The sequence below is a fragment of the Streptomyces sindenensis genome (genome assembly GCF_014649035.1).
Lineage (GTDB): Bacteria > Actinomycetota > Actinomycetes > Streptomycetales > Streptomycetaceae > Streptomyces > Streptomyces sindenensis.
In genome coordinates this window covers 88,102-111,302 of record NZ_BMSG01000015.1, presented here as the reverse complement: position 1 = coordinate 111,302, position 23,201 = coordinate 88,102, and the positions used below count along the sequence as shown (strand labels likewise).

At 72.8% G+C, this 23,201-nt stretch carries 23 protein-coding genes, 1 pseudogene and 1 riboswitch; of the genes and pseudogenes, 7 read left to right on the top strand and 17 right to left on the bottom strand.

Going from position 1 to position 23,201, the window contains the following annotated elements; all coding sequences use genetic code 11:
* Positions 1 to 33: 33 nt before the first annotated feature.
* Both IE145_RS18280 and IE145_RS18275 read right to left on the bottom strand, forming a co-directional pair.
* Complete coding sequence (locus IE145_RS18280; RefSeq protein ID WP_189526217.1) at positions 34 to 1,677, bottom strand: GMC oxidoreductase; 1,644 nt, start codon at positions 1,675 to 1,677, stop codon at positions 34 to 36.
* 161 nt (positions 1,678 to 1,838) lie between these two features.
* Positions 1,839 to 2,675 carry a transglycosylase SLT domain-containing protein gene (locus IE145_RS18275; RefSeq protein WP_189526215.1) on the bottom strand — a complete coding sequence of 279 codons (837 nt, stop codon included), beginning with the start codon at positions 2,673 to 2,675 and terminating at the stop codon, positions 1,839 to 1,841.
* Between the two features lie 3 nt (positions 2,676 to 2,678).
* Positions 2,679 to 2,837, bottom strand: a riboswitch (cyclic di-AMP (ydaO/yuaA leader).
* Between the two features lie 484 nt (positions 2,838 to 3,321).
* On the opposite strand from IE145_RS18275, the gene IE145_RS18270 reads away from it, so the two are divergent.
* Entirely contained in the window at positions 3,322 to 4,683 is a 1,362-nt protein-coding gene (locus IE145_RS18270; protein ID WP_189526213.1) for an FAD-dependent oxidoreductase, read from the top strand.
* Positions 4,684 to 4,702: 19 nt separating this feature from the next.
* On the opposite strand, the gene IE145_RS18265 is transcribed toward IE145_RS18270, so the two are convergent.
* On the bottom strand, positions 4,703 to 7,315 hold the full coding sequence (locus IE145_RS18265) for a SpoIIE family protein phosphatase (RefSeq protein WP_373296601.1): 2,613 nt from the start codon (positions 7,313 to 7,315) through the stop codon (positions 4,703 to 4,705).
* A gap of 84 nt (positions 7,316 to 7,399) precedes the next feature.
* A complete protein-coding gene (locus IE145_RS18260) occupies positions 7,400 to 8,017 on the bottom strand; it encodes a hypothetical protein (protein WP_189526212.1) in 618 nt (205 codons plus the stop codon).
* 274 nt (positions 8,018 to 8,291) lie between these two features.
* On the opposite strand from IE145_RS18260, the gene IE145_RS18255 reads away from it, so the two are divergent.
* Both IE145_RS18255 and IE145_RS18250 read left to right on the top strand, forming a co-directional pair.
* On the top strand, positions 8,292 to 9,779 hold the full coding sequence (locus IE145_RS18255; RefSeq protein WP_189526210.1) for a transcriptional regulator: 1,488 nt from the start codon (positions 8,292 to 8,294) through the stop codon (positions 9,777 to 9,779).
* A 112-nt stretch (positions 9,780 to 9,891) separates the two neighbouring features.
* Positions 9,892 to 10,899, top strand: coding sequence for a PHP domain-containing protein (locus tag IE145_RS18250; protein WP_189526209.1), 1,008 nt, complete (start codon positions 9,892 to 9,894; stop codon positions 10,897 to 10,899).
* A 126-nt stretch (positions 10,900 to 11,025) separates the two neighbouring features.
* Here the strand turns inward: IE145_RS18250 and IE145_RS18245 are convergent, their stop codons facing one another.
* Both IE145_RS18245 and IE145_RS18240 read right to left on the bottom strand, forming a co-directional pair.
* On the bottom strand, positions 11,026 to 11,217 hold the full coding sequence (locus tag IE145_RS18245; protein WP_065479705.1) for a DUF6381 family protein: 192 nt from the start codon (positions 11,215 to 11,217) through the stop codon (positions 11,026 to 11,028).
* Positions 11,218 to 11,350: 133 nt separating this feature from the next.
* Positions 11,351 to 12,556, bottom strand: coding sequence for an FUSC family protein (locus IE145_RS18240; protein WP_189526207.1), 1,206 nt, complete (start codon positions 12,554 to 12,556; stop codon positions 11,351 to 11,353).
* Positions 12,557 to 12,685: 129 nt separating this feature from the next.
* Between IE145_RS18240 and IE145_RS18235 the strand changes: the two genes are divergently transcribed.
* Together IE145_RS18235 and IE145_RS18230 are read left to right on the top strand one after the other, a co-directional pair.
* Positions 12,686 to 12,868, top strand: a complete 183-nt coding sequence (locus IE145_RS18235) for a DUF6480 family protein (RefSeq protein ID WP_189526206.1) — start codon at positions 12,686 to 12,688, stop codon at positions 12,866 to 12,868.
* Complete coding sequence (locus tag IE145_RS18230; RefSeq protein ID WP_189526204.1) at positions 12,865 to 13,536, top strand: endonuclease; 672 nt, start codon at positions 12,865 to 12,867, stop codon at positions 13,534 to 13,536. Before IE145_RS18235 ends, IE145_RS18230 begins: the two co-directional genes overlap by 4 nt.
* Before the next feature lie 118 nt (positions 13,537 to 13,654).
* Here IE145_RS18230 and IE145_RS18225 read toward each other — a convergent pair whose 3' ends face one another.
* On the bottom strand, positions 13,655 to 13,834 hold the full coding sequence (locus tag IE145_RS18225) for a hypothetical protein (RefSeq protein ID WP_189526202.1): 180 nt from the start codon (positions 13,832 to 13,834) through the stop codon (positions 13,655 to 13,657).
* 76 nt (positions 13,835 to 13,910) lie between these two features.
* Positions 13,911 to 14,297: a hypothetical protein gene (locus IE145_RS18220; RefSeq protein WP_189526199.1), complete on the bottom strand. Its 387-nt coding sequence runs from the start codon at positions 14,295 to 14,297 to the stop codon at positions 13,911 to 13,913.
* A gap of 131 nt (positions 14,298 to 14,428) precedes the next feature.
* On the opposite strand from IE145_RS18220, the pseudogene IE145_RS18215 reads away from it, so the two are divergent.
* A pseudogene (locus IE145_RS18215) lies at positions 14,429 to 14,509 on the top strand (DUF779 domain-containing protein); the annotation flags it as partial.
* Positions 14,510 to 14,558: 49 nt separating this feature from the next.
* On the opposite strand, the gene IE145_RS18210 reads toward IE145_RS18215, so the two are convergent.
* The 5 genes from IE145_RS18210 to IE145_RS18190 all read right to left on the bottom strand — a co-directional run bounded on the left by IE145_RS18210 (position 14,559) and on the right by IE145_RS18190 (position 18,615).
* Positions 14,559 to 15,299, bottom strand: coding sequence for a hypothetical protein (locus tag IE145_RS18210; RefSeq protein ID WP_189526197.1), 741 nt, complete (start codon positions 15,297 to 15,299; stop codon positions 14,559 to 14,561).
* Positions 15,300 to 15,338: 39 nt separating this feature from the next.
* Positions 15,339 to 15,533 (bottom strand): hypothetical protein, encoded by a 195-nt coding sequence (locus IE145_RS18205; RefSeq protein WP_006129323.1) that lies wholly within the window; start codon positions 15,531 to 15,533, stop codon positions 15,339 to 15,341.
* 125 nt (positions 15,534 to 15,658) lie between these two features.
* A complete protein-coding gene (locus IE145_RS18200; protein ID WP_189526195.1) occupies positions 15,659 to 16,510 on the bottom strand; it encodes a phosphatidylinositol-specific phospholipase C/glycerophosphodiester phosphodiesterase family protein in 852 nt (283 codons plus the stop codon).
* A 321-nt stretch (positions 16,511 to 16,831) separates the two neighbouring features.
* Positions 16,832 to 17,716 carry a serine hydrolase gene (locus tag IE145_RS18195; RefSeq protein ID WP_189526193.1) on the bottom strand — a complete coding sequence of 295 codons (885 nt, stop codon included), beginning with the start codon at positions 17,714 to 17,716 and terminating at the stop codon, positions 16,832 to 16,834.
* Positions 17,713 to 18,615: a LysR family transcriptional regulator gene (locus tag IE145_RS18190; protein ID WP_189526192.1), complete on the bottom strand. Its 903-nt coding sequence runs from the start codon at positions 18,613 to 18,615 to the stop codon at positions 17,713 to 17,715. Before IE145_RS18190 ends, IE145_RS18195 begins: the two co-directional genes overlap by 4 nt.
* Positions 18,616 to 18,780: 165 nt before the next feature.
* Between IE145_RS18190 and bla the strand changes: the two genes are divergently transcribed.
* A complete protein-coding gene (gene bla / locus IE145_RS18185) occupies positions 18,781 to 19,725 on the top strand; it encodes a class A beta-lactamase (RefSeq protein WP_189526296.1) in 945 nt (314 codons plus the stop codon).
* Here bla and IE145_RS18180 read toward each other — a convergent pair.
* The 4 genes from IE145_RS18180 to IE145_RS18165 are packed head-to-tail and all read right to left on the bottom strand — an operon-like array spanning position 19,722 to position 23,178.
* A complete protein-coding gene (locus IE145_RS18180; RefSeq protein WP_189526190.1) occupies positions 19,722 to 20,387 on the bottom strand; it encodes an ABC transporter ATP-binding protein in 666 nt (221 codons plus the stop codon). The genes bla and IE145_RS18180 overlap by 4 nt on opposite strands.
* Positions 20,380 to 21,381: an ABC transporter ATP-binding protein gene (locus tag IE145_RS18175; protein WP_373296603.1), complete on the bottom strand. Its 1,002-nt coding sequence runs from the start codon at positions 21,379 to 21,381 to the stop codon at positions 20,380 to 20,382. The genes IE145_RS18180 and IE145_RS18175 overlap by 8 nt, the downstream gene beginning before the upstream one ends.
* Positions 21,363 to 22,220 carry an ABC transporter permease gene (locus tag IE145_RS18170; protein WP_189526187.1) on the bottom strand — a complete coding sequence of 286 codons (858 nt, stop codon included), beginning with the start codon at positions 22,218 to 22,220 and terminating at the stop codon, positions 21,363 to 21,365. Before IE145_RS18170 ends, IE145_RS18175 begins: the two co-directional genes overlap by 19 nt.
* Positions 22,213 to 23,178, bottom strand: coding sequence for an ABC transporter permease (locus IE145_RS18165; protein WP_189526294.1), 966 nt, complete (start codon positions 23,176 to 23,178; stop codon positions 22,213 to 22,215). The genes IE145_RS18170 and IE145_RS18165 overlap by 8 nt, the downstream gene beginning before the upstream one ends.
* Between the last annotated feature and the right edge of the window lie 23 nt (positions 23,179 to 23,201).

Genomic DNA, 23,201 nt, shown 5'->3' with positions numbered 1-23,201 from the left:
CTCTTCGCGGGCTCCCCGGTGTGCGCGGGTCGCCTACAGATCCGTCGCGATGATCCGTTCGATGTTGCGCTCGGCGAGCGCGGTGATGGTGACGAACGGGTTGACGCTGGTGTTGCCGGGGATCAGCGCCCCGTCGATGACGTACAGGCCCCAGTAGCCGTGCAGCCGGCCGTAGTTGTCGGTGGCCTTGTCCAGGACCGCGCCGCCGAGCGGGTGGTAGGTGAGGTGGTCGCCCCAGATCTTGTAGGTGCCGAAGAGGTCCGTGCGGTAGATCGTCCCCTCCTTCTGGTTGATCTTGTCGAAGATGGTCTTCGCGGCGTCGATGGACGGCTGCTTCCACGCCGTCCGCCAGTCCAGTTCCGCCTTTCCCGCCGCCGCGTTCCAGGTGAACCGGGCGCGGTGGGGGTTCTTCGTGATGGAGAGGTAGAACGACGCCCAGGTCTCGATGCCGGTGGGCAGCGGGGCGATCTCGGCGAACGCTCCCCCGGCGTCCCAGTTGTCGATGCCGCCGGTGGGGATGGACGACTGGACCTTCCCGGTCGGGTCCCAGAGGTGGTTGGCCCGGCCGCACATGACGTTGCCGTTGTCGCCCCAGCCCCGGCCGATCTCGTCGTTGAGGAGGGGCAGCGCGCCGGTGGCCTTGAGACCGACGAGCAGTTTGCTGGTGCCGACGCTGCCGGCGGCGAAGAACACCTTGTCGGCGGTGACGGTCTTGGTGACGGTGGTCCGGCCGCCGGTGTCGAGCTGGTCGATGAGCACGGTGTAGCCGCCGCCCGGGGCGGGGGTGACCTTGGTGACCTTGTGCAGCGGGGAGATGGTGACCCGTCCGGTGGCTCTGATCCGCTCGATGTAGGTCTTCTGGAGCGACTTCTTGCCATGGTTGTTGCCGTAGAGGATCTCCCCGTCCAGGGCTGACTTCGGGACGGTCCCGGCCGCTTCCTGCTTCATGTAGTCCCAGTCGTAGACGGCGGGCACGAAGAGGAACGGGAAGCCGGAGCGCTGTGCGTGTTTTCGGCCGACCCTGGCGTACTGATAGCAGTCGGCGCTGTCGAACCAGGCGGGGTCGATGGTGGTGACGCCCAGACCGCTGTTGGCGCGCGGGTAGTAGGTGCCGTACATCTCCGCGGCGTTCACCGTCGGAAGGATCGCGCCGAAGTGCTCGCGGCGCGGGGTGACGGCCATACCGCCGTTGACCAGGGATCCACCGCCGACGCCCCGGCCCTGGTAGACCGTGATGCCGCCGAACTCCTCGGCGTCGAGGATGCCGGTGCGGCGGTTGACGTCCTTGTCGAGGGGGAAGCCGAGGAAGTTGCTCAGCGGCTGCTTGGTCCGGGTGCGCAGCCAGAAGGAGCGGTCGTCCGGCCTCGTGGTGTTGGCGAAGATCTTGCCGTCCGCGCCGGGGGTGTCCCAGGCCATGCCCATCTCGACCATGTGGACGTCCGTGCCGGCCTCGGCGAGGCGGAGGGCGGCCACGGAGCCGCCGTATCCGGTGCCGATGACCAGGACCGGTACATGGGCCCCGGATCCGATCGGCGCCGCCGCCGTGCGGGCATCCGCCCGTGCGCGTGGAGCGTGCCCGGCGATCGCCGCAGCCCCCAGAAGAGAACCTGTTCCAGTGATGAATCTTCGTCGCGAAACACCGTTGGTCTCGCTGTCCTGCATGGCAGTGTCGTTCATGTGACACACCTCACTCTCAACAGAGTGCAACAGGTTCTACTGCTGTCGGCGTGGTAAGTCACGAGAAACTTGGGGGTAACTTCCCGGCGACACCCCGGTCCGACGAAGGGGCCCCGGACCGTGCGGTCCGGGGCCCCTTGTTCCGTTCGGGCGCGCGGGGATCAGTAGGCGCCGAAGACGTTGTCGATCGAGCCGTAGCGGTCCGCGGCGTAGTTGCACGCGGCCGTGATGTTGGCGACCGGGTCGTAGCTGTCGGTCGAGGTGCCGGGCACGTGGTAGGCCTGGAACGTCGGGTCGATGACCTGGAGCAGCCCCTTGGACGGGGTGCCCTTGACCGCGTTGGAGTCCCAGTTGTTGATGGCGTTCGGGTTGCCGGAGGACTCGCGCATGATGTTGCGGTGGATGCCCTCGTAGGTGCCGGGGATGCCCCGCTCGGCCATGATCGCCAGCGATTCCCGGATCCAGCCGTCGAGGTCGTTCGTGTAGGCGACGGCCTCCTTCTCGGCGGCCGGAGCGGCCTGGGCCACGGGGGCGGCGTTGACGCGCTCCGAACGGTCGGCGCGGTCCGCCGAGGCACCGCGCGCGGCGGACGGGGAAGCCTTGGCCGCCTTGCCCTTGGACGGGGCGGCGGAAGCGGCCCCGATGACCAGCTTGATACCGGGGTGAATGAGGTCGGGATTCGATCCGACGATCTTCCGGTTGCCTTCGTACAGCTTCTTCCAGCCGCCGCTGACGGAATGCTCGCGGGCGATCTTGGAAAGGGTTTCGCCGGCCACCACGGAATGCTTGGTGGGGGCGGCCTGTACGGCGGAATTCGCCGGTGCGGCTGCCGCTGCGGGCGCCACGGCCTGCGGGGCGGCGGCGGGCACGGGAGCGGCGAAGGCACTGGTGGCGCCGATCACCGGAAGGGCGAGGACGGCTCCACCGGTGGTCACGGCGGCGAGGCCGCGGCCGAGCGAGGTGGACTTGGGACGGCGGTGCTGACCCTTTGCGGGCATGGGGGATTTCCTCTCCGGCGCCTGCGAGGTGAGCTGTCGGGTTCAGACGGGAGATGTCTGGGCGCACGGTCGTGCGCCTTCACCCCAAGCCGTTCCGGTTACGGATCGGCGACTTACCTGGGTCCCCCGCTCCTGCCGTACGTGAGTGGGTTTCGGATTCCCGGACGGCGGCAGGATTCGGCGTTCCATCCGGATTGACGGTGACCGTAGGCGAGAAACGCCGGACGGAACAAGCCCCGCATTCCCGATTCCCTTTTCCGCACATGATCGAATTGCGGAATTCCCGGATCGGGCGGCGCCGTCACGGCGTCAACTTTCTTCGCGCAGAAGGGAACCGATACGTCCACTTCGGCGTCCCGACTCTCGGACGTGACGCTCACCACTCCCTCGCCGCGATGGCGAAAAAGGGACTGACTAAACACTCCCAGCAACCCCGATAAGCCCTTTACGTATCAGTAAACCCATAGAGGTCAAATCGACCATATCGGAATAATAAAACGGACCAATCGGACACTCTAGGCAGGGGTGGCCGAAGGGCCCGCGCGGCGATCGCTTACGGTGTGGGGTGGAGACTAGTAAGCCAAGCCTTACCTCCGACGTACGCTGTACCTGCCCGCGTTCGCCCGCCCCGAAGGATCACCACGCCATGACACGCCCCGTCCGCGTCGCCATTGTCGGAGCCGGCCCCGCCGGTATCTACGCTGCGGACGCGCTGCTCAAATCCGAGGTCTGCCAGGACCCGGGGGTCTCCATCGACCTCTTCGAGCGCATGCCCGCGCCCTTCGGCCTCATCCGCTACGGCGTGGCCCCCGACCACCCGCGGATCAAGGGCATCGTGAAGGCCCTGCACCAGGTGCTGGACAAGCCCCAGATCCGGCTCTTCGGGAACGTCAGCTACCCGCACGACATCGGCCTGGACGACCTGCGCTCGTTCTACGACGCGGTGATCTTCTCCACCGGCGCCGAGGCCGACCGCGCGCTCGACATCCCCGGCATCGAGCTGGACGGCTCCTACGGCGCGGCCGAGTTCGTCTCCTGGTACGACGGTCACCCCGAGGTCCCGCGCACCTGGCCGCTCACCGCGGAGAAGGTCGCCGTGCTCGGCGTCGGGAACGTGGCACTGGACGTGGCCCGGGTCCTGGCCAAGACGGCCGACGAGCTCCTGCCCACCGAGATCCCGGACAACGTCTACCAGGGCCTCAAGCAGAACAAGGCGCTGGAGGTGCATGTGTTCGGGCGGCGTGGCCCGGCGCAGGCCAAGTTCAGCCCGATGGAGCTGCGGGAGCTGGACCACTCCCCCAACATCGAGGTCATCGTCAACCCCGAGGACATCGAGTACGACGAGGGCTCCATCGCGACCCGCCGCGAGAACAAGCAGGCCAACATGGTCGCGCAGACCCTGGAGAACTGGGCGATCCGCGACATCGGCGACCGCCCGCACAAGCTGTTCCTGCACTTCTTCGAGTCCCCGGTCGAGATCCTCGGCGAGGACGGCAAGGTCACCGCGCTGCGCACCGAGCGCACCGAGCTGGACGGCACCGGCAACGTCCGGGGCACCGGCCGGTTCACCGACTGGGACATGCAGAGCGTCTACCGCGCGGTGGGCTACTACTCCGAGGAGCTGCCCAAGCTCCCGTTCGACGTGACCTCCGGCACCGTTCCGCACGAGGCGGGCCGGGTCATCACCGGTGACGAGCACATGGCCTCGGTCTACGTCACGGGCTGGATCAAGCGCGGTCCGATCGGTCTGATCGGACACACCAAGGGCGACGCCAACGAAACGGTCGCCTGCCTCCTGGAGGACCGTGCCGCCGGCCGTCTGCCCGAGCCGGCGACGCCCGCTTTGGAGGCCGTCGAGGCCTTCCTCCAGGACCGGGGCGTCCGGTACACGACCTGGGAGGGCTGGCACAAGCTGGACGCCCACGAGCAGGCGCTGGGCGCGGCCCAGGGCCGTGAGCGGATCAAGGTCGTGGAGCGCGAGGGCATGCTGGACGCCTCCGGCGCCTGATCACCACGACGCCCAGGCCCTAGGAGGCCGGATCCGGGGAGTCCGTCGGACGCCCCGGGTCCGGCCTCCTGAACGTGCGCCACAGGTCGGGCCCGGACTCCCGCTCCGTCCGGGGCTGCCGCGCCCGCGGAGCCGCGGTCCAGCGGGCCGCGAGCAGGAGCGCGATGTCGTCGGGACGGTCGGTGGCCGCCCGGGCCTCTCCGATGACCTGGTCGGCCGTCTCGGCCAGGGGGACCGCGCCGATGCGTTCCACGGTGGCGCGCAGCCGCTCGATCCCCTCGTCGATGTCCGTCCCCGGGCGCTCGATCAGCCCGTCCGTGAACAGGGCCAGCATCGCCCCGGGTTCGAGCCGCATCTCCGTGACCGGGTAGGCCGCGTCCCCGTCGACCCCGAGCACGATGCCGCCGGGCAGGTCCAGCACCTTCGTCCGGCCGTCGGGCCCCCGCAGCACGGGCTGCGGATGCCCCGCCCGTACGGCACGGGCCACGCCGGTCGCCGGGTCGAGGGTGATGTAGCAGCAGCTCGCGAACTGCCCGGGGTCGAGGTCGATCAGCAGCCGGTTGGTGCCGCTCATCACCTCCCGCGGATCATGGTTGCTCAGCGCGAACGCCCGTACCGCACTGCGTAGTTGTCCCATCGTCGCGGCGGCGGAGACACCGTGGCCCTGGACGTCCCCGATGATCAGGGCGAGTTCGCGGCCGGTCTCGATGACGTCGTACCAGTCGCCGCCCACGTCCATGCCCTGGGTACCGGAGAGATAGCGCCCCAGCGTGTCCACCCCGGCCACCTCGGGCAGCCGGTGCGGCAGCAGGGCGTCCTGAAGTCCGCGGGCGAGGGCCGACTCGCTGTCGTAGCGCTGGGCGCGTTGCAGGGCCTGCGCGATCAGCCCGGCCAGGGCCGTGAGGACCGTACGCTCCTCCGGGCTGAAGCCGCGCGGCCGGTCGAAGCCGAGGATGCAGGAGCCGACGGGCCGCCCCGAGGCGATGAGCGGCAGGAACGCCCGCGCCCCGACGTCCGTGTCGATCGGGATGCCCGGATAGGCCTCGGCCAGGCGCTGCATGGACTCGAAGAAGATCGGGCGCCCCGTGGTGAGGGTCTCCACGCCGGGGATGCTGACGTCGAGCCCGACCCCGTCGAACCGGTCGAGGAAGCCCTTGGGGAACCCCGTCTCCCAGGCCAGGTGGAGATGACGTTCGTTCAGCAGATAGATCGCCAGCTGGCGGCCGCCGAACGCGGGCAGCAGTTCGTCCGTGACGACCGCGGAGACCTGACGGGCCGTGACCGCCTCGGTCAGCGCGATGGCGAGGGCCACCGGCCGGTAGAGCGCGGAGGAGCGGTCGGCGGTCGAACCGATGCCAGGACCCGGCGTCGTGACGGAGCCGGGGGCGTAGGCCGGCTGGTCGGTCGGCTGCAGGACCACACTCACCCCGTCGTGCCCCGGGTACAGGGACACCGACAGCCAGCGCGAGGGCGGACGCCGGGCGAGGAAGTGGACGGGCTCGTCGGCGATCAGGGCGGCCCGGTAGTGGTCCTCGTACGCCTCGTGCCCGAACCACGGCAGGGCCTGCCACACCGGATGGCCCACGAGTTCCGTACGGGAGTGGCCGAGCAGTTCCTCGGCGAGGCAGTTGGCGTACGTGATCCGGCCCAGCCGGTCCAGGGAGAGGATGCCCCGGGGCAGCCGGTCGGCGGCCTCCGGCACGACCGGTCCCGCACCGAGGTCGACCAGGAAGCCGGTCAGATGGCTGGCGGACACATCGCCGTCCGGGTGCGTCCAGCGGCCGGACAGCTCCAGCAGATGGGACCGGCCGTCGGGACCGCGCAGCCGCATCCGGCGGACGACCGGTTCGGCGGACTCCACCGTCTGCCGGGCCAGCGCCCACAGCCCGTACACGTCCTCGGGGACCAGCCGTTCGGCGAGCGCGTCGACAGTGCCGGGGAAGGCGGCGGGCTCGAAGCCGAGGATCGAGCACAGTTCGTCGTCGGCGGAGACCCTCCCGGAGTGCAGATCCCAGTCGAAGCGGCCCACCCGCACCGGGGGCGTGGTGGCGGCGGGCAGTTGCACGGGGACCGGCTCGCTCTCCCACAAGCACTCGCCACCCCCTCGCTCCAGATCGGTGAGCGCGGCGCCGAGCCGACGCCCGAGCCGGTGGAGCCGTTCGCCGTCGGCGGGGGCGACGGGCTGCCCCGGCGTGGAGGCCCGCAGGACCGCGATGACGCCCATGCTCCCCCGGGGCCCGGTGACCGGCACCCACAGCGAACCGAACGGGAACGGCAGCCCGGCCATCAGCTGCGGGAAGCGGCGCATCGCCTCCTCCGCGTCGGAGAGCAGCACCGGGCGGCCGGCGCGGTAGGCCTCGGAGACCGGGAAGGGGCGGTTCACGTGCACCCGCCACCAGGGCCGGAACAGCGGGCCGGGCAGTCCGGCGAGCACCGCGAGCCGCAGAAGTCCCGGCGTTTCGCTGCGCAGATAGATACCCCCCGCGTAACCGTCGCTCGACTCGACGGCGCTGACGAGGGCCTGGGCGAGGACGAGGGACAGCTCGTCGGGCACATGGCACACGTCGTCCGCCCCGGCGACGGTCCCGTGTCCGGCGGGCGGGGCAGACCGGGGCTTATCGTGCCGGGTCACACAGCCAGCATGCTCCCGATCGGGGGTACCCCGCACCTCCGGCGGCCGGCCGCTCCCCCGTGGCGGCCGGCCGCCGAGGCGGGATCAGTACAGCTTGGCGACGGCGCTGCGGGTGGTCTTCTTGAACCCCTTCAGCGGAGCCCCGTCCAGCTCGCCCAGCTGGCCCCACTCGACGACGGTGACCGCCCGGCCGTCGCGGCCCACCGAGAAGAGCCCGATGTCGGTGGAGCCGACCTCCGGGTAGGAGGTGTCGATGCTGTAGACGTGCGCGCCTTCCTCGACGTCGATCCTGCCCTGGTAGAGCGCCTCCCCCTCCAGGCCGGGCTCCTGCTCCTTCAGCCGGTCGAGGCAGGTCTCCACGGCGCTGCGCAGATCGGCGGCGAGCTTCTTGGCCCGGGCGGTGGTGGCGGCGACCGTGATGGTCTGGCGGGCGTTGGTGTCCAGTTCGGTGCGGAAGTCCCGGTGCCGGGTGCCGGCCGCCGGGGCGATCCCGCTGGTGCACACGGACCCGTCCACGGGCACGCCCCGGAGCACTGGACCGGCCGTCCAGGGCGTGTGCGAGGCGGGCAGCTGGCCCGCGCTCAGGAACTTCGGCTGGGCGGGAGCGGGCGCCGGGGCCGCGGCGACGGGCACCTGGGCCAGAGCGGTGACGGCCAGGCCCGTGGCCATGACGGTGAGGAGGGCGGTGCGGAGGTTGCGCATGGTGAGGTTTCCCCGTTTCGGATGGTGCGGTCAGGTGCTCCGTACGGTCCGGCCGTTCGTCCGTTCGTCCGTACGTACGACGTGGCGCCGAGGCGTACGGAGCCCGGTGGGGCCGTACGGCGGCGGTTCGGAACGGGCACCAGCCTGGGCCGCGGCCCCGGATCCGGACAAGCGCGCCACGGCTTCCGGCCGGGCTGGAACCGTCCCACCCCTGGTGACGTGGGTGTTCTCGAAGGGCTGGAACGCCCTGGAACGGCGGCAGGGGAGGTCGAGCGTGTCGGGTGACGCCGAGGGGGCCGCACGGGCGGTACTGGCGGAGCGACTGAGCGCGCTGCGGGAGGGGTCGGGCCGGACGTACGCGTCGCTGGCCCGCCGCATCGGGGTCAGCGGCTCGACGCTGCACCGGTACTGCACGGGGCGGACGGTGCCCGCGGAGTTCGCCCCGGTGGAGCGGTTGGCCCGGTTGTGCGGCGCACCGGCCGAGGACCGGGAGGAGCTGCACCGCCTGTGGCTCCTGGCGGACGGCGAACGCCTGGACCGGCAGGGGGTGGCGCCGCCGCCCGAGGGAACGGCGGGGCCGCCGGAGGAAGGATTCCGGCCCGGGCCGTTCGACGAGGAGCCACCGGACACGGTGCCGTCCCCCGGCAACGCGCCCGAAGCCGCAGCCGTCCCCGCCCTCACCCCCGACCCCGGCTCCGGCTCCGGCTCCGGCTCCGGGCAGTCCAGCGCGGTCGGGGGCCGTACTTCCCGAAAGCCGCCGCTCCGGTCGTCCCGGACTCGCCGGTACGGGCAGGGGCTCGGCGTCCTCGCCGCGGCGGTCCTCGTCCTCGCCCTGGTCGTAGCCTTCGGGCGGCCGTGGTCCGCGGGTTCCGACGGGCGTACGTCCGTGGCCCACGTCCCGGGCGGGCCCCCGGAGGACAGCCCAAAGTCCCCCTCCTCGGGCTCCCTCGCGCCCGGGAAGCCGCAGGCCACAGCGAGCGGATTCGCGCGGGAAGCACCGCCCGGCGCTCCCGCGTCGACCACGCCGCCCGGTGCCGGGCCGCGCGGCGAGCCGCTTCCCCGGCCGTCCGGGTCCTCGTCGTCGGCGGCCGCCGGGCGGGTGCCGTTCACCTGGACCGGTGACGCCCACGTCTGGAAGAACGGCTGTGACCACTCCTACCTCCTCGACCGGGCGCCCGGCGCCGTACCACCGCCCCCGGTGCAGGCCGACGCGGCGTCCTGGGCGGGGGCGCTCGGCGGGGTGCACGCGGGCGAGACCGGGGTCCGGATCACCCTGCAGGGCCGGGACGAGCGGGCCGTGGTGCTGGAATCCCTGCGGATCCGGGTGGTCGAGCGCCGCTCACCGGCCGGGGGCCGGGTCTACCGGATGAGTTCCGGCTGCGGCGGGTCCCTCACCCCGAGGATGTTCGACGTGGATCTCGACGCCTCCCGCCCGGTGGCCCGCTCGGTCGCGGGCAACGACTCGGGCGACCCCATCGAGGCGGTCGCCTTCCCGTACCGCGTCTCGGTCACCGACCCCGAAGTCTTCCTGATCACCGGCCGCACGGTCGGCTGCGACTGCTCCTGGGTCGCGGAGCTGGCCTGGAGCAGCGGCGGTCGGTCCGGCACGGTGCGCATCGACGACGGCGGGCGGCCGTTCCGTACGAGCGGGATACGCGGGCACTCCGTACTCGACTACGACACGACCACCGGCCGCTGGGTGCCCGTGTCGGACGCCGCCGAGGCCGCCGAGGCCCCTGAGGACGCGGAGGCCGCGTCCTGAGACGGTGACCGGGGCGCGGAGGCGGGCGGGGCCGGGTGCGCTCATGCTGGTGGGGCGGGCGAGGTGCCCGGCGGACCGGCGTCGGCCGCAGACCATCCTGGTGGAGGTGCCGATGGACCCCGTCACCGCCCTGCGGCGGATCGCCTTCCTGCTGGAACGCTCGCAGGCCGCCACCTACCGGGTGAAGGCCTTCCGTACGGCCGCCGCGGCGGTGGACGCGATGGCTCCCGGGGAGGCGGCCGAGCGGGTGGCGGCGAGATCCCTGGAACGGGTCGCCGGTATCGGGCCGCGTACGGGAGAGGTGATCCGTGAGGCCCTCGCCGGAAAGACGCCCGGGTATCTGGACCGGCTGGAGAAGGAGGCCGCGGCCGAGCCGCCCGTCGAGGGGGGCCGGGACCTCTTCGCGCGGCTGACGGGCGACTGCCATGTGCACTCGGACTGGTCGGACGGGGGCAGCCCGATCGAGGAGATGGGCCGGACCGCCGCGGAGCTGGGCCGCGCCTGGGCCGTCCTCACCGACCACTCGCCGAGGCTGACGGTGGCCAAGGGCCTGTCGCCGGAGCGGCTGCGGGAGCAGCTGGAGGTGGTGGAGCGGCTCAACGAGGAGTGGGCCCCGTTCCGGCTGTTGACGGGGATCGAGTGCGACATCCTGCCGGACGGCTCGCTCGATCAGGAGGACGACCTGCTGGAACGGCTCGACGTGGTCGTGGTCTCCGTCCACTCGAAGCTGCGGATGGATCCGGCCCCGATGACCCGGCGGCTGGAAGCGGCGGTGCGCCATCCGCGGGCCGATGTGCTCGGCCACTGCACGGGACGGCTGTTGCACGGGCGTGGCCGCCCCGAGTCGCGGTTCGACGCGGACCGGGTCTTCGCGGCCTGCGCCGAGGCCGGGACGGCGGTGGAGATCAACTGCCGTCCGGAGCGGCAGGACCCGCCCCTGCGCCTGCTGCGGGCGGCCGTCGCGGCGGGGACACTGTTCGCGATCGACACGGACGCGCACGCCCCGGGGCAGCTCGACTGGCAGCGGTCGGGGTGCGCCCGTGCCGAGGAGTGCGGGGTGCCGGCGGACCGGGTGGTGACGACCTGGAGCGCGGAACGGCTCCTGGAGTGGGCCGGCTGACCCCGCACCGGCGGCTTCCGTGACGCCGCACGGCCCGGCCCGGCCCCGTCCGCACCACACGCGCCCGCCCGCCCCGGGGGGCGTGCACGTCCTCCGAGGCGGGCGGGTGGGCAGGCGTCGGCGGCGCTACTTCTGGGGGTAGATGTCCCCGGCCTCCATGGCGCTCTGCTGCTCGCTCCGGTCCCGGATCGTCCGGGACTTCTTCTCCAGCCGCTCGCGCTCCTGCGGGTCGCTCGCGCGCTCTGCCGCCTCGTGGAGCTGCTGGGCCTTCTCTCGCATCTGCCGAGCCAGGTCGGCGGGTTCGTCCGAACCGCTCATCACCACTCCTTGAACGCCGGGTACGGGACCTCTGCCCCCAGCGAACCAGCGACCGGCCGCCTCCGCATCCCGCGTGGCCGGGGCCGGATCTCCGGAACCGGCGGCGGAGCCGGGGCACGTGCGGTCCGGTGGGTCATGCGGGCTGGCGGCCGAGTCGTCGCAGGAGCGCGCGCAGCCGGGGGTGGCGCGCGTGCGCCTCGCCCGAGCGGCGGTCCAGCTCCTCGCCGAGCCGTCTGGTGCGCTCCTCGATGTCGAGTTCGGCCAGCACCCGGTCGATCTCGGCCAGCAGAGCGCCGTGCAGCTGCCACTGGCGGGGATGCTCCTGGACGTCCTCCAGCAGCAGGTCGGCCACCCGGTCGCGGGTGGCGCGGCTGCGGACGAGCGCGTCGGCGAGCCGTTCCTCGGCCGCCTCCGCGTCGGCGGCGAGCTGGGTGGTGACCAGGACGGCGAAGCTCTCGATCGCCTCGGCGAGGCGGCCGAAGAGTTCCTGGAGCAGTTCCGTCACATCGGCGGGGAAGAGTGACTCCTCGGTACGGGCCTTCGCCAGGTCGGTGAGGGTGCGGGAGAGGACGCGGAGAACGACGGCGCAGATCTCCAGGGTGTCGAGCCCGGTGCGCAGGACGACCCGGTGGAGCAGCCCTTGTCTCACCCTGGGGTTGAGGGTGAGACTCTCCTCCGCCTGGCGCAGGGAGGCGTCGACCTCCACGATGTCGTGGTCGAGCCTGCGGGCCTCGTGCAGCCGGGCGGCGGCCCGGGAGACGGGGTTGTTTCCCACGACCTCCTCGCCCATGCTGCGCAGCATCGTGCCCATCCGGGCGGCCAGCGACTCGATGGAGGAGCCGGCCGAGCCGACCCAGACGGGCGGGGCGAGCAGCAGGTTGAACAGGAGGCCGACCACGGCGCCGATCAGCGTCTCCCACACCCGGTCCCAGGCGGTGTCGGCGACCTGGGAGACGCCGAGGACGAGCATCGCGCTGATCGCCACCTCGGGCACGAACTCGTTGACCCGGACCAGCCGTCCGATCAGCAGCGAGGTGAAGATGGTGAGACCGAGGCTCCACCAGCTCAGGCCCACCAGGGAGCTGAAGCCGATGGCGATGAGGACGCCGACGATGACCGAGTTCACCCGGCGGATGCCGGTCGTGAGGGTCGCGTAGAGGGTCACCTGGACGACCAGGAGCGCGGTGAGGGGTGCTGTGAGCGGGGCCGGTTCGGGCAGGAGCCAGACGGCCACGGAGTAGGCGATGACGGCCGCGGCCGTCGAGCGCAGCGTCTGCACCCCGGCGGGTTCGGTGGTGCGCTGCACGAGTTTGACGACAGGGGCGGAGACTCGGGGCATTCCTTGACGGTGCCCCGATTCGCCCCGCCACAGCGCTCCCTTCGGCCGCGCTCCGCCGTACGGCCCCGCATCCGGGTGCGGGATTCCGTACGGCGTGCGCGGGGGCCCGGTCGGAGAGACCCTGGAGGCATGGCTGTACTGGTGAATCCCCCAGGAGAAACACCGCCGGCCGAGGGTTCGACCGGCGAGGCCCATGAGGAACGCGCGGACGGAGGGCTGTGGGAGCACCCGGGCGTCTGGACCGCCCTGATCGTGCTGGGAGCGCTCGTGGTCGCCGGGTTCTTCCTCGCCCGGATCTTCGGTTACGGATGACCGGCACGGCGTCCGCATCGGCACGCCGGACCGCCGACGCGCTGCTGGAGGAGTGCGGACGGACGTACGCGGCGGAGGCGGGGATCCGGCTGCGCGACACTCCGCAGCCGCTCTACCAGCTGCTGGTGCTGAGCCATCTGCTGAGCGCCCGGATCCGTGCCTCGGTCGCCGTGGCCGCCGCGCGGGCGTTGTTCGCGCACGGGATGCGCACGCCGCGCCGGATGGCGGACGCGACCTGGCAGCAGCGTGTGGACGCGTTGGGCGAGGGCGGCTACCGCCGCTACGACGAGCGGACCTCCACCCAGCTCGGGGAGGGCGCCCACCTCGTCCTCGACGTCTGGAAGGGCGACCTGCGGCGGCTGCGCGCGGAGGCGGACGGCGACACGGAGGCGTTGCGGGCCGGGCTGCAGCGGGTCCAGGGGATCGGTCCGGCGGGCGCCGACATCTTCGTACGCGAGGTACAGACCGTGTGGCCGGAGACCGGGTTCTGGGTCGGCGCCAAGGGGCTTCAGGGGGCCGAGCGGCTCGGTCTGCCGACGTCCGGCGATCGGCTCCTGGACGTGGCGCGCGACTTGGACCGGGCCGCGTTCGCCGCGGCCCTGGTGCGGGCGGCTCTCGACCGGGAGACCGCCGAGACGGTCCGGGAGGCGGCCCTCGCGAGGAAGTGACCGCCGCGCGGCCTCCCGAGAGCTCGGGCCACGGCGAAAGCGCCCCGGCCTCGCAAGGGCGCCGGCCATGGCGAGGGCGCCCGGCCGTACGGTGACGGCGCGGGCGCCTCGCTCACTCTCAGCGGCCGGAAGCAGTCCGCGACGCGCGTGCCAGGGCCTCCTCGCGGCGGGCCTCGGCCTGCTCCCTCCTGCCCTCGGCCTTCAGCCGCTCGTTCTCGAGGGCGATGCCGTCCGATTCCTTGATCATGCCTTTGAGCCTCCGCGCCTTGGCGCGGGCTATCTCGGTGCTCTTTCCCACAGCTGCCTCCATGCCGCGAGGGAGATACGCGCTTCCTCCCTCCACTATGCATACGCGCGCCGCGAAAAGCAGGGGGCTACAGCAGCGGATCGTCATCGTCCGGTCCGCCGCCCTCGACCCGCAGCGCGAGGTCCTGGAGGACGTCGGCCGACGACACGTCGGTCTGCCCGGAGTCATGGACCTGGGCCAGCATCGTGAACGCGAGGGTGAAGGCGCTCACGAGCTGCTCGACCGCGCCGCCGACCTCGCGCCCGACGACGGCGACCACCTCCTCGACGGAGAAGTCGTCGGGGATGGCGATGTGGGGCATCGTCTCGTTCAGCAGGGCGGTGACGGCGCCCGCTCCCGCGTCCAGATCTTCCCGTTCGAGGTCCGCCTCCAGCAGACGCTGCATTTCACGCGCCTCTGTGAGGATGCCGATCACGCGCTTCACGACTTCCCGTTGCTCCATGGGCGCGAGCATAGGGTGTGCAACCCGGTCGCAACGTCCGGTCGAGTTGACTCGCGTCCGGTTGTCGCGCCGCTGCCACGGCCGGAAAGGGGCAGGTCCATGGAGTGTGACCCGGTACCACCCGCTGTCGGGCTGACGCCCGCCGCGGCAGCGGCTTCTCGCTGGAGGCTCCGGAAGGGGTGCGCTTCCTCATCCGTTCCCGTCTGGTGGAGGGGCACGGATGAGAACGTGCCGCCCGGCAGCGCTGCCGCGGCATGCCCGGGCCGGGGGGGCTCAGCGCTGCGGGCGCCTGGGGCGGGAGCGGTTCTCCTTCATGGCCCGGCGGATCTCCGCGGCGGTGGAGCGTGCGTGCTCCGTGGTGGCCGTGTGGTCGGCGACCGAGGTGACGAAGCGGTGCAGCGGCTGCCGGCAGTGGGCGCACGGGGCGTCGGTCGTGAGGTGGTAGCCGTCCTCGCAGAGCGGGTCGGTGCAGGAGCCGGGCCGCAGGAGCTGTTCGGCGATGTCCTGGGCGCTCCACCGGCGGCGGCCGTCCTCGTCGAGTTCGCCGAGCGCGTGGGCCCAGCGGAGGTTCCAGCGCCGTTCGACGCGCTCGCGGAGCTGGGCGGCGCTGCGGACGGCGATCTCCTGGTGGATGAGGTCGTGGACGGTGCTGGGCACCCGGCCGCCGAGGGCCTGGAGGAGCTGGTGCGGCAGGGCCTGGAGGACATAACCGCGGGGGTTGCTCCGGGCGCTCTCCCGCCAGCGGTCGCAGGAGCAGGAGCCGTCGGGGCGCCGGGGGGTGTGGCAGCGGCCGCACAGTCCGCGGCATTCGGCGCACAGCCCGCCGTCGAGCCCGTCCAGATGGGGCGCGGGGGCCCGGCCGCACTCGTGGCAGCAGGCCGCGCACGGTCCGCAGAGCCGCTCGTTGCCCGCCTTGGTCGTCCAGGTCCGCATCTGGCACCGGCAGCACAGGGCGGTGTTGCAGTACTCGTGGTGGGCGGCGCCCGAGTGCCGGCCGGAGGGCGGAAAGGACATCTGCCCATTGTGCGGGATGTCCGGGGTGGATGCGGACGGTCAGGGGTGCAGGCTGCTGACCAGGTCGGCGGTGGCCCCGACGCCGTCGTGAATGGTCGGCGCCATGCTCGTACCGGCCAGGAAGAAGCCCAGCAGGAGGCAGACCAGGGCGTGTGAGACCTTCAGTCCGCCGTTGCGCAGAAAGATCACCGCGAGGATCACCAGGAGCAGCACCAGTGAAATCGAAATGGCCATGACCAACCTCCTCCGCCGCGCCTGATTTGCGGCTTTCGGCCGCCAGTGTGGCGCAGCGGAGGGGCCGTTCGGCGCACTGGCGTGTCCGCCGAACGGGTACTTCCGGAAGGTCGTGCGTTACAGGATCAGCGCAGGAAGCTTTCGAGCCCTGCCAGGTCGTCGGTGTTGAGGTGGTCGACCCCGGCGGCGAGCAGTTCGGACCAGACGGCCTCGCGTTCGGGGCCCGCGACGTCCGGGGTGGCCCAGAAGCGGATGCGGCGGCCTTCGCGGTGGGCGGTGGTGACGAGGGCGTGGAGCCGATCGCGCTCGGCCCGGGGGAAGGGGCCCGCGCCGAGCCAGCTGAAGCTCTGGGTCCAGTTGGCGCTGACGAGCGGGGCGAAGGAGGCGGGGGCCGGGGTACCGAGGTCGTCGAGGCGGCCGTCGTAGAAGGCGAGGCGGGTGCGCTGGGCCTCCATGGGGGCCCGGGCTGCGCGGTCGCCGGAGATGACGGCGGTGACGGCCTTGGGGACGACGCGGCCGTGCTGGTAGCGGGTGAGCATGCGGTGGTGGCGGCGCAGTTGCCGGTCCAGCTCGTGGTAGGCGGCGACGCCGTCGGCCTTGATGTCGATGAGGAGTTGCAGCGGTGCCCGGTGGTGCGGGTGGACGCCGCCGTGTCCGGCGCGGACGAGGGCCGCGAGCGGGTCGAGGTAGAGCGAGGCGAGGGTGCGGGTGGGGTCGAGGGTGGCGGGCTCGTGGGCGACGAGGAGTTCGCCGTCGACGAGGAAGATGTCCGCCTCGACGCTGGTGAACCCGTGGGCGAGTGCGTCGTGCAGCGGGCGCGGGTGGAGGTAGTCGTTGTGCGCGTGGGCGTGGCGTAACGGGCGCGGGCCGCCGGGCCGGGCGGGTGCGGCGACGGCCGTCGCGGTGGGGACGGCGACGCCCGCTGCGGCGGTGGCGAGGGCGACGGTGAGCAGGCGACGGCGGGTGACGTGGGCCATGGGGACTCCCTGAGCGGCGGACGGGGTCGCGACGAGTATGGGGGCGCGGCAAGCCATTCCGTCAGGTACCTGACAGGTGTTTGGCGATGTTTCACACCGTGGCCATCTCGGTGGCGGGTGGCCGGCCGGGCAGCCCGAGCAGCACACCTGGGTCCTGTCGTCACACGGCCGTCGTCGCCCGCAGGGCGGCGGCGCGGCGTCCGGTGGATGCGATCGCAAGGCGCCCAAATGGACTCGCGGCGGAGCTGCCAGGGCATGTCGGCGACGCCGCGAGCGTGCGTGCCGGGCGTCGCGCGGCAGACGGCAGTTTGACGACAGGTCCTAGAGCTGTCGCAGATGGTCGCGCAGCCGTCGGGCGGCTTCGGCCATCAGCGCGTCGACGCCCGGCTGCGCGGCGGCCGGGACCGAAGACTCGGTCAGTACGGCGATGGCGAAGCTCTGTCCGTCGGCGTGCTCTACGACACCGATCTCGTGTCGCAGGTTCAGCAGGGTGCCCGTCTTGGAGGACCACCGGCTCGCGTCGGAACTGAAGTCCGGGGTCAGCCGGTGGCGCAGCACGTTGTGGGCCAGGAGGTCGCGGAGCCGTGCGGCAACTTCCGGATGGATCTTCGAGGGGGTCCACAGGGCCTGGAGGAGATCGACGAAGGAGCGTGCGCTGCCGGTGTTGGCGCGGGTCGTGTCGAGCTGGGGCACCCGGTGGCCGCGGCCGCTGGTGCCCGCGTCGATGGCCAGCGCGTGGGCGAGGTGCGCCTGGTCGGCGTCGAAACGCTCCACGGGCGTGTCGAACAGTTCCTCCGTGCGGTGCCGGACGGTGATCCCCCGCAGGCCGGCGACCCAGGCGGGCGGAGTGAGGTCGAACAGGGCGTCGGCGGCCGTCCCGTCGCTCAGACAGGTGCTGAGGTAGAGCAGGTCGTCGATGGCGATCCGGGCGGGGTGCCGGAAGCGGCTGAGGCCGGTCGGGCCCGGCGTGGTGACCCGCCCGGGCGCCACGTCCAGCGGGGTCGCGCCGTCCAGCTCACCGCGCCGGATGCGTTCGAGCGTGGCGAGCGCGAGCGGAACCTTGACCAGGGAGGCCGACGGCAGGTCCGTGTCCGGCTCGATGCCCAGCTCCTCCCCCGTGTGCAGGTCCCGCACCAGCAGGCAGGCGCGCAGGCCGCCTTCGGACAGCCGGGCGCGCACGTCCCGCAACAGGGCCTCGGTGTTCATGCCGCCTCCCCTCCCCCGGCGCCGGCCGGATCGTCGGCGCCCAGGCAGCGCGTGATGGCCTCGCCGAGTCGCGCTGCCATGGGCAGGGGGTTGCCGTCCGCCGCGACCGTGAAGGCGTAGCCCCGGCGGGGCGTCAGCTCCCCGATGGGGTGCCAGGCCAGGGCGAGTTCCGCCGCCTGGGCCCGGGAACACAGCAGCAGGTCGTCGGAGCAGAGGACTTCGGCCGCGGCGGCCGTCAGGTCCGGTGCGGCGAGGACCTGCGCGGGCCGCAGCCCCACCGCGTCCCGCAGCCGGGTCAGGGGGTCGCGGATGTGCGGTACGTCGTCCTCCGGCTGGATCCAGACGCGGCGGGCCGGGCCCGGCGCACCCCGTCCGAGCCGCAGTGTCTCGACGTAGATCCGCCGCACCCCGCCGTCCCGCGCCCCGGCCAGCCCCAGCGGTACGGACCAGGGCGCCCCTTCCGCGGGTACGGCGAGCAGGGCGGCGCGGACCTGCTGGGCCTGGAGGAGTTCCCTGCGGCGCGCCGGTCCGGCGGTACGGAGATCGAGCCGGACACCGTGCCCCCGTGCCTCGGCGACCAGGCGCGCCAGGGCGGAGGCGGAGCAGATGGCGGGGACGGCGAGCCGCCAGGGCTTGTGCTTGACGGCTTCGGCCTCCTCCAGCAGCACGTCGGCGGCCTGGACGAGCTGCCTCGCGGCGGCCAGCATGTCGCGCCCGAAAGGGGTGAGCACCGCCCGCCGCGAGGTGCGCTCGAACAACTGCTCGCCGAAGCGCTCCTCCAGCGCCGCGACCCGGCGGCTCGCCACCGACTGGGACATCCCGGCGGCGGCCGCCCCGTCGGTGAAGCCGCCGTACTCGCTGACGCTCACGAACGCGCGACACGCTCCGACCAGATCCACCTCCCCATCCTATGCGGTTTCGGCATGGAAACGCCCATGAGCGTATTGGACCGCATGACCGGCGGGGACGAAGGTGGCTTCGGCAGGCATGATCACGTTCCGGGACGGACCCGTGCGGCCCTGTCCCCGATGCGCTCCGCTCCGGAGCGCCAGGAGGTTTCGCCGATGCACCACCCCCGCGTCAGGACCGCCGTCGCCGGTCTGGTCGCCGCGCTGTCCCTCGTACCGCTGGCGGCCTGCGGGCAGAGTGACTCCACCTCGCCGCCGTCCTCCGCCAAACCCGCCGCGAGCGCGTCGGCCTCCGCTGCCACCACGAGGCCCTACACCGGCGACTTCAGGAAGCTGGAGCGCGCGTTCGACGCACGGCTGGGCGTGTACGCGGTCGACACCGGCACCGGACGCGAGGTGACCCACAACGACCGGGCGCGCTTCGCCTACCACTCCACCTTCAAGGCGCTCCAGGCAGCGGTCGTGCTCAGCACCTACTCCCTGGACGGTATGGACAAGCGGGTGACGTACACCCGCGAGGACCTGGTCGCCCACTCCCCGGTGACCGAGAAGCACGTCGACACCGGCATGACGCTGAAGGAGCTGTGCGACGCCTCCGTCCGCTACAGCGACAACGCCGCGGCCAACCTCCTCTTCGACCACGTCGGCGGGCCCGAGGGCCTGGACGCCTCGCTGGAGAAGCTGGGCGACGACGTCACGCGGATGGACCGGGAGGAGCCGGAGCTGAGCCGCTGGGTCCCCGGCGAGAAGCGGGACACCTCCACGCCCCGGGCGCTGGCCGAGGATCTGCGCGCGTTCGTCCTGGGCAAGGCCCTGCCCGCACCCGAGCGGGCGCAGCTGACGACGTGGCTGCGGACCAACACCACCGGGGACGCGGTGATCAGGGCGGGTGTGCCGGAGAACTGGGTCGTCGGCGACAAGACCGGGACCGGCAGCTACTACGGGGCCCGCAACGACATCGCCGTGGTGTGGCCCCCGGACTCCGCGCCCATCGTGATCGCCATCCTGTCGCACCGCGGTACGAAGGACGCGGAGCCGGACGACCGGCTGATCGCCGAGGCGGCCACGGTGGTCGTCGACTCGCTCTCGGCCTCCTCCTAGATGCTCTCGGTGTCGCGCTCGTCCCAGCGGACCGTACGGTCGCACCAGCGCTCCAGCAGCACCCGGTCGTGGCCCACGGCCAGCAGGGCCGCCCCGGACTCGGCACGGTAGCGCTCGACGACGGCGACCAGGGCGGCCGTGGTGGACGCGTCGAGCATCGCGGTCATCTCGTCGCAGATCAGCAGCCGGGGCCGCAGCACCAGGGCCCGGGCGAGGCAGGCCCGCTGGAGCTGGCCGTCGCTCACCGCGTGCGGCCGGCGCTCCAGCAGCTCGTCGGAGAGGCCGACCAGCGGGGCCAGTTCCGCCACCCGCGCGGGGACGTCCCGGCGGCGGCCGGTGGACCGCAGCGGCTGGGCGATCAGTTCGCGCAGGCTGAGGCGGGGGTCGGCGGAGAGCCGGGGCTGCTGGAAGACCACGCCGACGGCGGTGCGCAGCTCGCGCGGGGCCCGGTGCCGCCAGCCGCGTATCACCGTGCCGTCGAGGGTCATGGTTCCGGCGTCCGGGCGGTGCAGGAGGGCGGCGACCTTGGCCAGGGTGGACTTGCCGCAGCCGCTGGGGCCCAGCAGCCCGACCGCCTCGCCCGCCGTCACCTGCAGGGACACCTCGCGGACGACAGGGTCGCGGCGGTCGTAGCCGGCGGTGATCCGGTTCAGCTCAAGCATCGGCGGGCTCCTTGGACGGCGAGGATGCCCGGCCGGTCGGCGCGTGGTGGCAGGCCAGGCCCGCCGTGAAGACCGGGCGTTCGCCGGTGCAACGGGCGTCGGCATGGGCGCAGCGGTCGGCGAAGGCACAGCCCCCGGGCAGTGCCCCCAGCTCCGGCGGCATCCCGGGGATCGGGGTGAACTCCCGCTCGGGCAGGGCGTCCAGCAGGCCCTTGGCGTACGGGTGGCGGGGGCCGGGAGCGCCGAAGAAGGCCTCCGCGTCCGCGATCTCGACGATCCGGCCCGCGTACATCACCGCGACGCGGTCGGCGATACGTTCGGCGGCGGCCAGATCGTGGGTGATGATCAGCAGCGCCCGGCCCTCGTCGGTGTGGCGGCGCAGTTCGTCCACGGTCCGCTCGACGAGGTCCCGGTCGAGTCCGGTGGTCGGTTCGTCGGCGAGCAGCAGCGGGGCGTCGCCGATCAGGGCGAGGGCGGTCGCCGCGCGCTGGGCGAGGCCGCCGGACAGTTCGTGCGGGTAGCGGTCGAGGTGCCCCTCGGGGAACGAGGCCCGGGCGGCGGCCGCCACGGCGGCCTTCGGCAGCTCGCCGCCCCTCGCGCCGGTCAGCTCGCGCAGGCTCTCCTCCAGTTGGGCCCGGACGGTCCGCACGGGGGTGAGGTGGGCGGCGGGGCTCTGCGGTACGAGGCCGATGCGCCGTCCCCGTACGGTGCGGGCGAGGGTGCGTTCGCCGGCGGTCAGCAGGTCCGTGTCGCCGCCGAGCACCGCGCTTCCGGTGGTGGCCGCGTTGGCGGGCAGCAGGCCGAGCAGGGCGGAGGCCAGCACGGACTTGCCGCAGCCGCTCTCGCCGACCAGGGCCAGGCACTCGCCGGGCGCGACGGCGAAGCGGGCGTCGGTGACGGCGGCGATGTCCCGGCCGCCGCGCATCCGGAAGCGGACGGAGAGGTCCCGGACGTCCAGGACGGGGGGCTCGGCGGTCACAGCATCAGCTCCGATTTCCGGCGCGGGTTGATCCGGTCGCGCCAGGCTCCGGCGAGTCCCGCGAGCGCGAGGGTCGGGACGATCAGGAAGAGGCCGGGGAAGAGGGTGGGCCACCAGTCCCCCGCGAGCAGCGAACCGCGCGCGGACTGGACGAGGTTGCCGAGGCTCGCCTGGTGGGCCGGGAGGCCGAGCCCGAGGAAGGACAGCGCGGACTCGTGCCACATGGCGTGCGGCACCATCAGCACCGCCGCGAGTCCCGCCTGCGGCAGCACACCGGGCAGCAGGTGGCGGACGATGACCCGGGTGCGGGACGCGCCGCCGGAGACGGCCGCGTCGATGAAGGGGCGTGAGCGCAGCGAGAGCACTTCGGAGCGGACGATCCGGGCGGTGGAGATCCAGTGCGTCAGGGCGACCGAGACGATCACCGGCCAGACGCCGGGCCGGAACATCGCGACGATGAAGATGCCGAGCAGCAGGTGCGGAATGGAGGACAGGGCGTCGACGACCCGCATCACGATCCGGTCGGCCCAGCCGCCGGACGCCCCGGCGAGCGCGCCGATCGCCGTGCCGATGACGGTGGCGGTGAGGGCGGCGACCAGGCCGACGAGCAAGGAGACGCGCAGCCCGTAGACGCAGCGGAGCAGGAGGTCGCGGCCGACGTCGTCGGTACCGAAGGGGTGGGCGAGGGACGGCGGGTCGAGCTTGTTGGCGAGGTCGACGGCCTGCTGGTCGAGCTGGGCCAGCGGCGGGACGACGAGGACGGCGAGCGCCACGACGGTGACGATCACCGCCGAGGTGACGACCCGGACGCGGCGGGTGGTGCGCCCCGGCCGGGCGAGTGCGGTCTCAGCCATCGAAGGCCACCCGGGGGTCGGCGAGTCCGTAGAGAAGGTCGGAGAGCAGGTTGCCGAGCAGGACGGCGGCGGTGGCGAGCACCGTGAGCGCGGCGAGCAGCGAGAAGTCCACCGAGGTGGCGGCCTGGACGGTGGCGGCGGCGATGCCGGGCCAGCTGAAGACCGTCTCGACGAGCAGCGCGCCGGTGATGAGCTCGGGGACGCGGGAGCCGATGAGGGTGAGCATCGGCAGCATCCCGGAGCGCAGGGCGTGGCCGAGCAGCACGGTGCGCTCGCTCAGTCCCCGGGCGCGGGCGCCCCGGACCGGGTCCTCGGCCAGCGCGTCGGCGACCCCCTGGCGTACGTACAGGTAGAACCACGGCAGCTGGGAGATGCCGAGGACGGCCGCGGGCAGCACCAGGTGGGAGGCGACCTGGCCGAAGGTGACGACGTCGCTGGCGGCATCGGTGAGCCCGCCGGCCGGCAGGACGTCGAGCTTCAGCGCGAAGAACCAGATGGCGAGCAGCCCGAGCCAGAAGGCGGGGGCGGCTTCCAGGGTGTAGGCGACGGAGCTGACGCACCGGTCGAGCCAGCCGCCGGGCCTGCGGGCGGCGAGGACGCCGAGTCCGGTGCCGAGCAGGATCGCGATGAGGAAGGCGGTGGCGGCGAGCAGGACGGACCAGCCCACGCGTTCCGCGATGACGTCGGCGACGGGCTGCCGCATCAGGCTGGAGTCGCCGAGGTCGCCCTGGAGGGCGGAGGTCAGCCAGTCCCACCAGCGGGTGACGAGCGGCTGGTCGACGCCGAGGTTGGCCCGCAGCTGGTCGAGGTTCTCCTGTGATGCGGTGAGCCCGGCGGTGCCCGCGTAGGCCTTGACCGGGTCGAAGGGGGACGCGGCGGCGACGGCGAAGACGCCGAAGGTGACGACGCCGAGGACGGGGACGGCGAACAGGACCCGCCGTCCCGCCATCCGCGCCATCGGCCCCCAGGGGAGGCGCCGGC

Coding starts and splice junctions, on each gene's coding strand:
- IE145_RS18280 (WP_189526217.1), bottom strand. CDS start 1,677: ATGAACGACACTGCCATGCAGGACAGCGAGACCAACGGTGTTTCGCGA.
- IE145_RS18250 (WP_189526209.1), top strand. CDS start 9,892: ATGGACCCCGTCACCGCCCTGCGGCGGATCGCCTTCCTGCTGGAACGC.
- IE145_RS18180 (WP_189526190.1), bottom strand. CDS start 20,387: ATGCTTGAGCTGAACCGGATCACCGCCGGCTACGACCGCCGCGACCCT.
- IE145_RS18165 (WP_189526294.1), bottom strand. CDS start 23,178: ATGGCGCGGATGGCGGGACGGCGGGTCCTGTTCGCCGTCCCCGTCCTC.
- IE145_RS18195 (WP_189526193.1), bottom strand. CDS start 17,716: ATGAACACCGAGGCCCTGTTGCGGGACGTGCGCGCCCGGCTGTCCGAA.
- IE145_RS18270 (WP_189526213.1), top strand. CDS start 3,322: ATGACACGCCCCGTCCGCGTCGCCATTGTCGGAGCCGGCCCCGCCGGT.
- IE145_RS18235 (WP_189526206.1), top strand. CDS start 12,686: ATGGCTGTACTGGTGAATCCCCCAGGAGAAACACCGCCGGCCGAGGGT.
- IE145_RS18210 (WP_189526197.1), bottom strand. CDS start 15,299: ATGTCCTTTCCGCCCTCCGGCCGGCACTCGGGCGCCGCCCACCACGAG.
- IE145_RS18205 (WP_006129323.1), bottom strand. CDS start 15,533: ATGGCCATTTCGATTTCACTGGTGCTGCTCCTGGTGATCCTCGCGGTG.
- IE145_RS18200 (WP_189526195.1), bottom strand. CDS start 16,510: ATGGCCCACGTCACCCGCCGTCGCCTGCTCACCGTCGCCCTCGCCACC.
- IE145_RS18275 (WP_189526215.1), bottom strand. CDS start 2,675: ATGCCCGCAAAGGGTCAGCACCGCCGTCCCAAGTCCACCTCGCTCGGC.
- IE145_RS18230 (WP_189526204.1), top strand. CDS start 12,865: ATGACCGGCACGGCGTCCGCATCGGCACGCCGGACCGCCGACGCGCTG.
- IE145_RS18245 (WP_065479705.1), bottom strand. CDS start 11,217: ATGAGCGGTTCGGACGAACCCGCCGACCTGGCTCGGCAGATGCGAGAG.
- IE145_RS18260 (WP_189526212.1), bottom strand. CDS start 8,017: ATGCGCAACCTCCGCACCGCCCTCCTCACCGTCATGGCCACGGGCCTG.
- IE145_RS18170 (WP_189526187.1), bottom strand. CDS start 22,220: ATGGCTGAGACCGCACTCGCCCGGCCGGGGCGCACCACCCGCCGCGTC.
- IE145_RS18240 (WP_189526207.1), bottom strand. CDS start 12,556: ATGCCCCGAGTCTCCGCCCCTGTCGTCAAACTCGTGCAGCGCACCACC.
- bla (WP_189526296.1), top strand. CDS start 18,781: ATGCACCACCCCCGCGTCAGGACCGCCGTCGCCGGTCTGGTCGCCGCG.
- IE145_RS18220 (WP_189526199.1), bottom strand. CDS start 14,297: ATGCTCGCGCCCATGGAGCAACGGGAAGTCGTGAAGCGCGTGATCGGC.